The 13,170-nt window shown below is 39.2% G+C and carries 12 protein-coding genes, 2 tRNA genes and 1 pseudogene; 8 read left to right on the top strand and 7 right to left on the bottom strand.

The window, feature by feature from the left end; all coding sequences use genetic code 11:
* The first annotated feature begins 121 nt into the window (after positions 1 to 121).
* A complete protein-coding gene (mdtH, locus tag Xvie_RS10300) occupies positions 122 to 1,327 on the top strand; it encodes a multidrug efflux MFS transporter MdtH (RefSeq protein WP_086109232.1) in 1,206 nt (401 codons plus the stop codon).
* Positions 1,328 to 1,415: 88 nt separating this feature from the next.
* On the top strand, positions 1,416 to 1,979 hold the full coding sequence (locus Xvie_RS10295; protein WP_086109231.1) for a lipoprotein: 564 nt from the start codon (positions 1,416 to 1,418) through the stop codon (positions 1,977 to 1,979).
* Between the two features lie 166 nt (positions 1,980 to 2,145).
* On the opposite strand, the gene Xvie_RS10290 is transcribed toward Xvie_RS10295, so the two are convergent.
* Both Xvie_RS10290 and ghrA read right to left on the bottom strand, forming a co-directional pair.
* Entirely contained in the window at positions 2,146 to 2,688 is a 543-nt protein-coding gene (locus tag Xvie_RS10290) for a TorD/DmsD family molecular chaperone (RefSeq protein WP_086109230.1), read from the bottom strand.
* A 93-nt stretch (positions 2,689 to 2,781) separates the two neighbouring features.
* Positions 2,782 to 3,723, bottom strand: coding sequence for a glyoxylate/hydroxypyruvate reductase GhrA (ghrA, locus tag Xvie_RS10285; RefSeq protein WP_086109229.1), 942 nt, complete (start codon positions 3,721 to 3,723; stop codon positions 2,782 to 2,784).
* A gap of 313 nt (positions 3,724 to 4,036) precedes the next feature.
* Here ghrA and Xvie_RS10280 point away from each other — a divergent pair.
* Both Xvie_RS10280 and Xvie_RS10275 read left to right on the top strand, forming a co-directional pair.
* Positions 4,037 to 4,126: transfer RNA gene (locus Xvie_RS10280), tRNA-Ser, on the top strand.
* A 120-nt stretch (positions 4,127 to 4,246) separates the two neighbouring features.
* A tRNA-Ser gene (locus Xvie_RS10275) sits at positions 4,247 to 4,336 on the top strand.
* Positions 4,337 to 4,477: 141 nt separating this feature from the next.
* Here Xvie_RS10275 and Xvie_RS10270 read toward each other — a convergent pair.
* The 5 genes and pseudogenes from Xvie_RS10270 to Xvie_RS10250 all read right to left on the bottom strand — a co-directional run.
* Positions 4,478 to 4,780: pseudogene (locus tag Xvie_RS10270) on the bottom strand (zinc-binding dehydrogenase); the annotation flags it as partial.
* A 134-nt stretch (positions 4,781 to 4,914) separates the two neighbouring features.
* Positions 4,915 to 5,427, bottom strand: a complete 513-nt coding sequence (locus Xvie_RS10265) for a DUF6622 family protein (RefSeq protein WP_086109228.1) — start codon at positions 5,425 to 5,427, stop codon at positions 4,915 to 4,917.
* 451 nt (positions 5,428 to 5,878) lie between these two features.
* The gene (locus tag Xvie_RS10260) at positions 5,879 to 6,652 is read right to left on the bottom strand and encodes an alpha/beta fold hydrolase (protein WP_086109227.1); all 774 of its coding nucleotides are present in this window, start codon (positions 6,650 to 6,652) and stop codon (positions 5,879 to 5,881) included.
* A 24-nt stretch (positions 6,653 to 6,676) separates the two neighbouring features.
* Complete coding sequence (locus Xvie_RS23135) at positions 6,677 to 7,441, bottom strand: VOC family protein (protein ID WP_244175569.1); 765 nt, start codon at positions 7,439 to 7,441, stop codon at positions 6,677 to 6,679.
* A gap of 303 nt (positions 7,442 to 7,744) precedes the next feature.
* Positions 7,745 to 8,437: a helix-turn-helix transcriptional regulator gene (locus Xvie_RS10250; protein ID WP_086109226.1), complete on the bottom strand. Its 693-nt coding sequence runs from the start codon at positions 8,435 to 8,437 to the stop codon at positions 7,745 to 7,747.
* A gap of 282 nt (positions 8,438 to 8,719) precedes the next feature.
* On the opposite strand from Xvie_RS10250, the gene Xvie_RS10245 reads away from it, so the two are divergent.
* From Xvie_RS10245 to Xvie_RS10230, 4 genes are read left to right on the top strand one after another with little or no spacing between them, the layout of a single operon-like run.
* Positions 8,720 to 9,343, top strand: a complete 624-nt coding sequence (locus tag Xvie_RS10245; protein ID WP_086109225.1) for a CDP-alcohol phosphatidyltransferase family protein — start codon at positions 8,720 to 8,722, stop codon at positions 9,341 to 9,343.
* A gap of 9 nt (positions 9,344 to 9,352) precedes the next feature.
* Positions 9,353 to 11,149, top strand: coding sequence for a bifunctional alpha/beta hydrolase/class I SAM-dependent methyltransferase (locus tag Xvie_RS10240; RefSeq protein ID WP_086109224.1), 1,797 nt, complete (start codon positions 9,353 to 9,355; stop codon positions 11,147 to 11,149).
* A 16-nt stretch (positions 11,150 to 11,165) separates the two neighbouring features.
* Positions 11,166 to 12,521, top strand: a complete 1,356-nt coding sequence (locus Xvie_RS10235; RefSeq protein ID WP_086109223.1) for a dual specificity protein phosphatase family protein — start codon at positions 11,166 to 11,168, stop codon at positions 12,519 to 12,521.
* A 1-nt stretch (position 12,522) separates the two neighbouring features.
* Complete coding sequence (locus tag Xvie_RS10230) at positions 12,523 to 12,939, top strand: hypothetical protein (protein WP_086109222.1); 417 nt, start codon at positions 12,523 to 12,525, stop codon at positions 12,937 to 12,939.
* Positions 12,940 to 13,170: the final 231 nt, after the last annotated feature.

Raw genomic sequence — 13,170 nt, 5'->3', positions numbered from 1 at the left:
AACTTTTTATCACCATCCGACGATAAAAAAATATCATCTATGTCCCCTCTACCTTAATACTCAAATTCAGTTCAAAATAACAAAAAATTCACATTTATTTTTCATACTTCAATGGTGCAAAATGTCATTAGTTTCACAAGCGCGTAGCTTGGGTAAATATTTTCTTTTATTTGACAATCTATTAGTTGTTTTAGGGTTTTTTGTTGTTTTTCCCCTAATTTCAATCCGTTTCGTCGAGCAACTTGGTTGGGCAGCCGTTATTGTCGGTTTCGCTCTGGGTTTACGCCAAATAGTACAACAAGGTCTAGGCATTTTTGGTGGTGCGATTGCGGATAGGTTCGGTGCTAAGCCGATGATTGTTACAGGGATGCTACTGCGTGCGATGGGGTTCTCTCTAATGGCCCTGGCTTCTGAACCTTGGATATTGTTCATTTCCTGCATTCTGTCTGGATTGGGCGGAACATTGTTTGATCCCCCAAGATCTGCATTAGTCATTAAATTAACCCGTCCTCATGAACGTAATCGTTTTTATTCACTTTTAATGATGCAAGACAGCGCTGGAGCTGTAGTCGGCGCACTGATAGGAAGTTGGTTGCTACAATATAATTTCAATATCGTTTGCTGGATTGGTGCGGCTATTTTTGTGTTGACAGCATTCATTAATGCATGGCTCCTGCCAGCATACCGTATTTCAACCAGCCGAACGCCTATCAAAGAAGGTATAAGGCGAGTCATTAAAGATCGCCGGTTCTTTTATTACGTGCTGACATTGACAGGTTATTTTGTTCTGTCTGTACAAGTCATGTTGATGTTCCCCATTATTATCCATGAAATTTCTGGTACACATACTGCGGTTAAGTGGATGTACGCTATTGAAGCCACAATTTCACTGACTCTGCTTTATCCTATTGCACGCTGGAGTGAAAAACATTTCCGCCAAGAACAGCGGCTAATGGCTGGCTTGTTTTTAATGAGTCTCTGCATGTTCCCAATCGGCTGGATTAATCAATTGCACCTTCTATTCAGCCTAATTTGTCTGTTTTATTTAGGATTAGTGACAGCAGATCCTGCACGCGAGACACTAAGTGCTTCACTAACTGATCCACGAGCACGAGGCAGTTACATGGGCTTCAGTCGACTGGGGCTGGCATTGGGAGGTGCATTAGGCTATACCGGCGGTGGATGGCTTTATGATACAGGCAGAGCTTTGAATATACCCCAATTACCATGGTTTTTGCTGGGATTGGCAGGTTTCATCACCATTTATGCCCTTCATCGCCAATTCAATCAGAAGAAAATTGAGCCTATCATTATTGGTAAACGTTAATAATATTGACAAACATTAATCATTTGTTGAAGTTATTATGCCATAAAATGGTATAAAATTTGTTCGTCGAAAACAATTAGGAGGCAACATGAGAAAATTTTTCTTAGGAGCAGTATTGATACTAGTTGGATTACTCAGTGGTTGTGATCTATTCAAAAATATTAGTGTCAATGAAGGCCTGCTCAATGAATATTTATCGAAAAAAGTTCATTATCAAAAGCAAATTAGCCTGCCCGGCGCAATCCAAGCCAATATCACCCTGGGAAGTTTAACCAGTCAGATTGGTCGCAAGGATCCGAAAAAAATTGAATTGTCGACTCAGGCAAAAGTTCAATTGGTGACTTCGTGGAATACAGTTCAAGCTGATATGAAACTGACCATTAGAGCTAAACCAGTATTTGATGCAGAAAAAAAAGCCATTTTCATTAAGGAATTAGAAATCGTCGACTACAAAACCACACCTGAAAAAATTGCCATACCGATTAAGACGCTGATCCCTTATCTGAATAATTCTTTGACTGGGTTCTTTGATACTCAACCAGTTTATGTTTTGAACTCAGGAAAAAGCAAAGCTGAATCTGCGGCCTTAAAATTAGCCAAAGGATTGGAAGTTAAACCCGGTAAATTGGTTATTAATTTGGTCAATAAATAATTTTCATCAGTAATAAAAATTATAAGGGCAGGTTGTTTTATAACTTGCCCTTACTTTTTGCTCATTATTTACCGATGACTATATTTATCGATAACTATCGTTTAACTTATTTATTTAAAACGATAAGTATCAAAAGCAGAAATACAAAAAGAATGGCGTGACGTTGTCACATAGACTCCAGTTCTTCACGTAATACTTGCAATGATTCTCGGGTAATAATTGCCAGCGTTCGATAAAAACCACTAGTTGCATGAGCTTCAACTTTACCAAGAAATTGCCCACACCAAGGTAACAAATACTCATCAAACAATGCAATTTGGGCTTGAACTTCATCTTCTGCAGCCTGATCTTCCAACCAAGAAGCAGCCAATAATAAGGAACCAAATTGATCAGCAGGAGTATCAGACAAAGGCATGCCCCGCTCCATTAAAAACTCACGTACTTCACTTTCATCCTTATCGGTATAATCAGAACGGCAAACTGCCACGCCCGCAGACTCTCCAGTAAACAAGGCATGATAATCAACCTCGATCACCGATAATTCACTGTTTTGCTGTAATCTATCCAATAATTCATCCTGTTCCAAAGGCCATGCTTGTTTTAATTTTCCCTCAGCAATCATGGCGATTACTGGTTGTAGAACAGGATCTTGTGGTGTCCGGTTAAACAATGTCCCCAAGATGCGGCAAACAATAGAAAATTCGTTCATGATTTAATCCACCCCAATAACTTACCTAAATAATGAATGTTGTCATTGTCTCTAATCGTCTGCCTTGCTGTAAAGCCACTTACTAACAACAAATTAATAGCCAAGTGCCATATCAATTAGGCCAGTAGGAGATTCACCTTTTTCCATTCGTCGGATATTCTCACAAATTACATCCATAGCTTCGTCAGGAATAGTATTTGCCGCGATATGCGGAGTGATATTAATACGCGGATGGGTCCAGAAAGGATGAAAACTTGATAATGGCTCTTCAACAAATACATCAAGAGTCGCGCCAGCAACATAACCTTTATCAATGGCAATCAGCAAATCTTGCTCTATGAGTTGTGCACCTCGTGCAATATTGATCACATATGAACCAGACTTTAACTGTTTGAATAATGAAAGATTTAAGATACCACGTGTTTCTGGCGTATCTGGCAGAATATTAATCAATACCTTACATTCAGAAAGAAAATCACCTAGCTGTTCTTTCCCGTAAAAACTCTCAACATGATCAATTTGTTTTGGTGTTCTGCTCCAACAACGGACAGTAAAATCAAACTCTTTCAATCCTTCAATAACACTGCGCCCTAAAACGCCTGCTCCCAAAACACCGATGACAAATTCCTTTCTATTATGGGGTAACATTGGCTTCCAAAGACGTTGTTCTTGGTATTGTTTATATTCATCCATACGGCGGAAATAATGTAAAACAGAGGAAAGTGCATATTCCTGCATTTGCCGCGCCATGCCTGTATCTTCAAGGCGAATTAATGGGATCCCCTCAGGTAATGTACCCGGATTTTCTAATTCTTGTTTAAGGATGGCATCCACACCAGCACCGAGTGCGAATATCCCTTTTATATCCTGACGATTGGCTAACATTTCATAGGGAGGCAACCAAACTAAAGCATAATCAGAGGGATTATTATCACCACTGACCCATTGACGGACATTAGCCTCAGGTAATCTAGCTTGTATTCCCTGAATCCATTCAACAGAATTAAAAGAGGGGTGATAAAAAATGATGTTCATAAAATCTCATTCCTTTTTGTTTTTCTAATAGCGTTAACCTAGGACTGAAAGGTTGCAAGCCTCCAATAAGAAGACAAGAATAAAAATATTGATAATGCTATCTAGTTAACAAATTCGTTGTTATCCATTGCAAAAAGGACGATTTTACTATCTTAAGTGTTTACCAAGCACCCAAATTGTTTTTTATTTGCCTAATCAATCAAAAAGCCTGAAAAAATCCTCATAAGTCTGTTGACGCCTGCCCTGCTTTTCCCTATAGTAGCGCCCCGTTACAGCGACAAACTCAAGAGAAATCACTGTAACAACAAAATATGGTGAGGTGTCCGAGAGGCTGAAGGAGCACGCCTGGAAAGTGTGTATACGTGAAAACGTATCGAGGGTTCGAATCCCTCCCTCACCGCCATATTCTATGAAAGAGCCTGAACAAAATGCTCAGGCTTTTTTAGTGTCTAAGAAAATTAATTCAAATAGTCAGACACATTGCAGTAACGTATTCTTATTGAATACAGTAGAAACAAAATTCGGTGAGGTGTCCGAGAGGCTGAAGGAGCACGCCTGGAAAGTGTGTATACGTGAAAACGTATCGAGGGTTCGAATCCCTCCCTCACCGCCATATTCCATGAAAGAGCCTGAACTCAGTTCAGGCTTTTTTGTATCTAGGTTTCTGCCAATAATTTAATATTACAACAGACGATGTCGGATAAAATTGGCCTATACCTATATCATCAGCATAATTTTCCCAATATGCGTGCTGATTAGTCGTTTGATCTGTTTTTTCCACAAAGTCTTCCGTTTTATAGTTGATGGAAACATCAGCACTCAGCGCTAAACTGGCCTGACGTTTACCTTCAGAACCTACCGTAGTAATGACATAAGCACCGAATGCCTTTGCCAGCATGGTAGCGACAGTTCCAATACCTGAAGTGCCGCCATGAATTAAAACTGTCTCACCCGCTTTCAATTTACCTCGTTGGAATAGATTCACCCATACCGTAAAAAATGTTTCAGGTAATGCGGCAGCTTCCAGCAAGTTATAGCTTTTAGGAACAGGTAACGCATAATGAAATTACATTATTCTTGTATTTGATTTCCGCAGGGAATTAAATATCGTATATTGACTACAATAAATTGATATAAAACAACATATTAAACTAAAACACCAATAACTACACTGATAGCAATTACATCCCCTTATACATTTTTATTATTTTTCCTATAGTAGTGGATAAATAAATTAAGTGTTCCGCCCCAAAAAACACCATCCGATAGACCACATATAAAACCAAAAATTAAATTAAAATTGAAAGAATATAATAACTGAGAATTAATACTCATCATGGCAGAAAAAATAAACTTAACTATAAAGACGGTAAAAATAAGAACCAAAGTCAAAGGGGTTCCTGATCGGATGATTAAGTCATTATCATCTTTTTTTCTTAACCTTGGTTGATTTCGCCATAAGTACCACCCTATAGCACCGCCCACGAATATACCTAAAATAAGCGCCAAAAAAGCAAAACTTGGAAATGTCGTTTCATGCAATACACTGTAAACAGCCCATATGAAAAACAAAATAGGCATAAAGAACAGGCGTTCAACACGCATTTCCCTATCATATAACGCACTGATGCCTCGTTTAATAAGAAAAGCAAATAAAACCCAAACCCAGATAGGAGTACCCTTAATAATGCCTAAAATTGACATATCATTCCCCTTCTTATATTAAAAATAAGATGTTCAACATAAAATCATTCATAGCTCAAGTAAAATAGATCATTCTTCATATTAGTAGTCAATATAAATCAATTGTATTTTATTATTACAACAAGGATAATAACAAACAATATCAAGTAGTTATCCAACATGGAAAAATGCAATTCTAAGAGAAAATTTTAATCAATTGATCAAATTTCGTCAGTACGATTACCAAACTCAAAAACACTTGAGATCAGAAATATAGAAGTGTGATAATGCTTTATTTATACGTTAAAATAAAAATATTATTAATGGCAATGTTATCTTTCCATTAACATTTCATTTTTAACCCAAGTTGATATTACACTTTTCAAAAAAACAACATGCCTGAGACAACATCCATTTTCTTGCAAAAAACTTCTTCACAAATCGCAGGCATAATAAATTTAGCTATCTGAGATTAATGCGATAAAAACTCCTCTAAAAATGGCATCAATAATTCCGGTCTTTCTTCATGAGGAGAGTGCCCAGTAAAAGGGATATTTAACAAACAAGCATGAGTGACTTGATCAGCCAACTCAGTTAAGTGGGTCCGCGACACTAAACTATCTTTATCTCCCCGAACAGCCATTAACTCACAAGCAATTTTACGGACAGTTGAATTTGGATAACCACTGTCACTGGCATCAAGCCACATAGGAACAATACTGCTGATTAATTTTTTGAAATCTGCCTTTGGATTCAATCTATGGTAACTGTCATAGCTGTCAGGCAACATTGCCCGCCAGCCTTCGGCTGTAATCTGTTGAAGTATATCTTTCGCAGGATCATCTTCTTTTAGTGCCCAATGAGCACCAATTACCATTATTTTATCGATTGGAACAATCCCAGCTACAGCCAATCGCAATGCAACAATGCCTCCATCACTGTGACCAATAATACTGCATTTCCCTAACCTTAAATGCCTGACTACCGCTTCTACATCTTGTTGAAGGCATTTATACGATAGATTTTTTTGCCCCAAGGTCGATTTACCCTGCCCTCGGCTATCTATACCAATAAGTCGATAAGTTTTTCCAAGATCGTCAATTACATGGTTAAACGTTTCAATGTGACTTAAGCCACCATGCAGAAAAATGAGCGGGTTACCATTGGCATTGCCTTGGATCTCATAATAAATATGAGCACCATCCACTTCTAGATAACTACCATCTTGATGATTAAAACCGAACATAAAACATTAGCTCCTTCATTTTCCTTAATCCAAAGGGCATACTCGAATCATATGACCATCAGGATCTTTTACGAGGAAAGTACGACCAAAAACGTCAGTGTAGGGTTCCTGCTGAATTTCAATGTTTGGATTCTGTTGCCATTTTTCGAAGAGCTGATCAACAGATTCGCTAAAAGGTAACATAATACCCACCTCTGAAAACCGTGGAACAGTGCTATCTGGCTTCGTTCCTCCACTCCAAATAGCGAAAATGGCTTCTTTGCCTGCATTAAACGCCACATAACGCGGGCTGGAAAAAATTGGCTCTGTGTTGAAAATCGTTGCATAAAAAGCCGTAGAACGTTCGATATCAGAGACATAAATCAATTGAAGATTAGGTTTAACAGAAACAGGTTTTTCTGTCTCCATTTTCTCAACTAAATATGTTTTCTCAACTACAGCCTTAAGCCTTGAAAGTGTTTCAACCAGATCTTGCGTCACTTGCTTAAAAAAACTTATGGCTTGTGCATTAGAAATATTGTCTTCAGGCTCAAAAGAAACGCTCACCTTAATGCAATTTGCCATGTTACTTTTGTCGGTCAAAATTTGGTGGCAGAAAGTTAACCTCCCCATCTGCGGCAGATTGATCTGATCAGTAAACTCTTTATTGACTTCAATGTTGGCAAGATAGAAACGGATTTCCGGCATACCACCTAATACCATCCTGCCGTATTGCCCTGTTTTCACTTCACCTTCGAATTCAAAATACTCAAGATCAATCTCCCATTTTTTCCGCAAATCAAAATCCACATAATGCGTCCAAATCTCAGATGGTTTTGCATTTACCGATGTAGAAAAAGTTAGGGTTAACATGAAAAACTCCAACAGTTGAATGGCTGACTCAGAAAATTAAGAGCGCCCAGAGTAACAAGCCAGTGTGACAGTTTTTGTCAGTAGTTATCCCAAAGCCAACAGTTATCCCAGAGCAAACGTCAATCTCTTCTATCTGACCTTCATATATCCAATAAACTTCAAATTGCATTGGGCTTAAGGTTATGAAGCAGAGGAAGATGATTCAGCATTTCTATATTAATGGGCTTTTCATTGATTACATTATGGCTTAGTTGGTATTCCTTCCGTTTCTCGCCATTCTTTAAGCAACGATTGTCTTGAGCGGGGATAACACCTTGGTTCTGTCTTCAAATGGCTCATTCTATCCGATCTGAAATGGCGAAATGTGTTTCTTAATTCACACCATCCAATAACAATACTAATATTCTCAAAATATCCCAGCGCAAAGGGCCATATTGTTCTGATTGATTGATTATTTTTAAGATCTAAATAAGCAAAGGTAATTTTATGCCTATGGCTAATCGCTTGCCGTATCTGCGGGATATCAACAGAAGTTTGAACCTTTGTAGCCGTTGGCCCAATTAATAATGAGTTCGTCTCAAGATATTGCCTTAGTTCTGTTGGGATCACTGCCGCAATTTTATTTATTGCGCTATTTGCCGATGCTTTCAACTGTGGATCGGCACGTCTGGCTACCCAACTGGCCCCTAACGCCAAAGCTTCTATTTCATTTTGTGTCAGCATTAATGGCGGTAAAACAAATCCCGGCCGTAACACATAACCGATACCCGCTTCCCCCTCAATACTTGCACCTTGAGCCTGCAAGGTCGCAATATCCCGATAAAGTGTTCTTAAGCTGATATTTAACTTTTGTGCCAATGCCTTTCCCTGTACAGGAAAGTGATAACTACGTAATATTTCTATAAGAGATAACAAGCGCTGTGCCCTAGACAATTTACTATTTCCTTCACATTAATCAGCTATTTCAATCAAATTTGTAAAATTCATCATAGATTTTAAACTGTATCGAGGCAGAAGATCTGCCTCTGGTAATTAAAAGATATAAGTTAAAAGATATAAGTTAAAAGGTATAATCACATACAAAAAATTAATAATGCCTTAATTTAAACAATAGGTTATTGATTATCCGAACAAGATCTATTTTATTTGATTGCTATTTTTTGTTATTTATTTTATTAGTAAAAGCAGTTTAGCCTATAAAGGACTTAGGGTAAGATGACTATCTACAATTTAAAGCCACGCTTCCAAAATCTATTACATCCCTTTGTTACTGCTTTACACAAATATGGAATCACGGCCAATCAAGTCACATTGAGCGCGATGTTGTTATCAATCGCTGTTGGTTCGCTACTGATTTTATTTCCTTCTGCTGCCTTCTATTGGCTATTGCCTATTTTTCTCTTTATCCGCATGGCACTCAATGCAATTGATGGCATGTTGGCTCGAGAACATCATCAGCAATCTCATTTGGGAGCTATTTATAATGAACTCGGAGATGTGATCTCCGATGTTGCACTCTACCTTCCCTTCTGTTTTTTATCTAATGTCAGCAGTGTCAGCCTATTGGTGATTTTATTCCTGGCGATCCTGACAGAGTTTATTGGTGTTCTAGCACAAACCCTTGGTGCATCACGCCGCTATGACGGCCCAATGGGAAAAAGCGATCGGGCTTTTGTCTTCGGTGCTTACGGATTGGTTATAGCGTTTTTCCCTTCAGCCTTGAGTTGGAGCCATTATTTATTTCCTTTCGTAATCATTTTACTCTTGGTGACTTGCTACCAGCGCGTTATTAACGCCTTACATGAAATCAAATCAACTGAACAGCCACAATCCAAATAAGGCATCGCTATGACACTTTTACCAAAGACTCAGCCATCAAAAAAACCAGCATTAAATCAACGCATTGCTGAAGAGCATTATTTCACTACAACAGATCAGGCTTCCCTGTTTTATCGTTATTGGCCCCAAAAACAGGCTAAAGCAGAAAGAGCTATTATTATTTTTCACCGGGGTCATGAACATTCGGGACGCCTCCAGCATGTTGTTGATGGACTCAATCTTCCTGATGTGCCAATGTTCGCATGGGATGCCCGTGGACATGGAAAAACAACAGGGGCACGTGGTTATAGCCCATCAATGGGGACATCCATTCGTGATGTTGATGAATTTGTCAGGTTTATTGCTATCCAATACAACATTGCAATGGGAAATATCGTGGTGATTGGTCAGAGTGTCGGGGCAGTTTTAGTATCTGCCTGGGTACATGATTACGCACCCAAAATCCGCGCCATGATACTTGCTGCTCCCGCGTTCAATATTAAATTATACGTTCCCTTTGCGGTACAAGGACTGCGATTGATGCAAAAAATACGGGGTGTTTTTTTCGTCAATTCCTATGTAAAAGCGAAATTCCTGACTCACGATGAAGCCCACATTGCCTCTTATAACAATGATCCGCTGATTACCCGTGAAATCGCCGTCAATATTCTGTTGGAGCTCTATCAAACCGCAGAACGCGTAGTGAAAGATGCCAGCGCCATTACGTTGCCGACACAACTATTTATTTCCGGTGATGATTATGTAGTGAACCATAAACCTCAGCATCAGTTTTACCAACAATTGAATACTCCGATTAAAGAAAAACATGTAATGGAGGGGTTCTACCACGATACGCTGGGTGAAAAAAATCGCCATTTGGTTTTCGATAAAATACGCACTTTTATTGGACGCATTTTTGCTATCCCACGTTATCAACATGATTACAGCAATGAAGATATCTGGAGCCATACAGCCGATGAATTTCGAGCACTCACTCTTCCATTACCATGCCTGTGCCCTAAAAATCTTAGTTATAAATTGATGCGTAAAGCGATGAATACACGCTGGGGCAAGGCTTCTGAAGGTATTCGCCTCGGTCTTGAAACGGGTTTTGATTCCGGTTCCACACTGGATTATGTCTATCGCAACCAACCACAAGGTCAGGGAATTTGGGGACGGTTAGTGGATCAACAATATCTCCGGGGGAACATTGGCTGGCGCGGCATACGGCAACGCAAAATCAATATGGAAGCATTAATCCGTCAGGCTATTCGCCATCTACATCTACAAAATCAACCCATTCATATTGTCGATATCGCCGCCGGACATGGGCGATATATCTTTGATGCAATCAATGATTTCAGCAACATTGACTCCATTTTGTTGAGGGATTACAGCGAACTCAATGTCAATCAAGCCCAAGCTTATATTGAAGAGCGTAATCTCACGGATAAAATCCGTTTTGTGATCGGTGACGCTTTTGATACTGAAAGTATTTCATCTATCATTCCAACACCAACATTGGGCATTGTTTCCGGCCTTTATGAATTGTTTTCCGACAATACATTAATCAAAAACTCCCTGCACGGCCTTTCCAATGCCATAGCAGAAAATGGATATCTGATATATACAGGACAACCCTGGCACCCGCAGCTTGAAATGATTGCCCGCGTTCTTTCCAGTCATCGTGAAAATCAACCGTGGATCATGCGCCGACGTACTCAAGGTGAAATGGATGCGCTGGTAGAAGCGGCTGGTTTTGAAAAACAGTTTCAATTAACTGATGACTGGGGAATTTTCACTGTATCGATTGCCAAGAAAATTTAACGATAAGAATAAATAGATGAGAAATTCGACAAAACTTTCGCACAATGCCCAGCATGATAGTCGTCAGCGTTTGTGGCTGACAGCCGTTATCTGGCTGTTATTTCTCACGCCATTTTTTTTCATTACTTATGGGCAAATCAATCCATTCACCGCGCAAAGAGACAATGTGGAAGTTATGGTGTTCAGTTGGGAACATGACATTCCTTTCTGGTCATGGACGATTATTCCTTACTGGAGTATTAATTTATTTTACGGAGTATCACTATTTATCTGTACCAGCCGCCGTGAACAATGGCTTCACGGCTGGCGATTAGTGATGGCATTACTGATTGCCTGCGCCGGATTTCTGCTATTTCCTGTGAAATTGTCGTTTTCCCATCCCATGACAGAAGGCATTTTTGGGTGGTTATTCAAGCAACTGGAGCTGTTTGCTCCACCCTGTAATCAAGCCCCTTCCTTACATATTATCCTGCTATGGTTACTCTGGCTGCGTTATTCAGCACACCTTCAAGGCCATTGGCGTGGGCTGCTGCATATCTGGTCTATCTTAATTGCTTTATCAGTTCTCACGACTTGGCAACATCATTTTATTGATGTGATCACCGGTTTTACTGTGGGTGTTGTGATTAGTTACCTGCTACCTATTTCACACCATTGGCACTGGCAACCGAGTCAAGATAGCTACGCCAGAAAATTATTTGGCTATTATGCAGGAATCAGCCTGTTTTTTGCTCTGTCGGCATTTTGGCTGGGTAACATTTTCTGGGTCTTGTTGTGGCCTGCAATATCATTATTAATGGTTGCTCTCGGCTATGCCGGATTAGGCAGTTCAGTGTTTCAAAAGCAATCAGACGGCCAGATGTCACTGTCAGCACGCTGGATAATGGCACCATATCAATTCGGTGCTTGGTTCTCTTATCTCTGGTTCCGGAAAAAAAGTGCACCGTATAACCAAATTACAGAAGGGATCATTCTTGGTTGTTTGCCATATCAATCAATTATCAAATCAGCTAAAACAGTTAGTGTTTTGGATATGACAGCAGAATGGCACAGGAAACCGGGTATTTATACAGCAAATTATATTTGCCAACCTCAAATCGATTTATTGCCGTTGACACCGGAAGCGCTACAATCTGCTGTTTGTGCACTGGACAAATTGCATGAAAAAGGAAGTGTATTCATTCATTGCACACTCGGATTATCCCGTAGTGCAATGGTCGTGGCAGCATGGCTGCTAAAACAACATCCTGAATATGATATTCACACTGTTATCACTATACTGCATCAAGCCAGACCTCATGTTACTTTCAGGCAAACACACCTTAATGTCCTTGTTCAATGGGCAGAATATTATCAACATCGAAAGGTATAATATGCAATCAGACATTCTGCCAAATACAGAAACACTAACGGCTAAAGTCGTTATTGCCACACTACAAAGCTGGCGCTTTATCTCTGGTTTATCTGTATTTGCAACTCTTATAGCGACAGCAATATTGGTAGTAAAATCAAATAATACTGCAATTTATGCCATGTTGGTATTCTTCTCTCTACTCAGTCAGTACTATTGCTGGCGCATTTGGCTAGATTGTCACTATTTGCAAATATTGAATTCGCATCCTGAAAGGAATACTGAGTTCGATCAAGCATTATTGCTGATATTCAATAAACTACCCCAATCACGAACACAAAATGATCGCTTTAAAGGCTCAATAAGATTGTTAAAACGAGCAGTGATAAGTTTGATCCTGCAATTGGGGCTATTTTTACTATTTATAGTTGTAAGATGAACATTAGATTCAGAATCTATTTGTATTACTCACTATTCTTTAAAATCCATGATTTCCCAAATCCTTACTGCCTCAAATCGAGAATTAGTTGCAACCCTGAATTTAATTTTTCGTCACACTTAATTAATAATATCAATTAAATTATTTGATTTTTATTTTACAAACACCAATCTATCAGTTAACTTTTTGACATATAACACCTTTCTGATTTGAGAAAAGCGATATGCTGGC

It is taken from the genome of Xenorhabdus vietnamensis (assembly GCF_002127535.1).
Classification (GTDB): Bacteria; Pseudomonadota; Gammaproteobacteria; order Enterobacterales; family Enterobacteriaceae; genus Xenorhabdus; species Xenorhabdus vietnamensis.
Note: the sequence above shows the minus strand (reverse complement) of the source record. Positions and strands in the feature narration are given on the sequence as shown.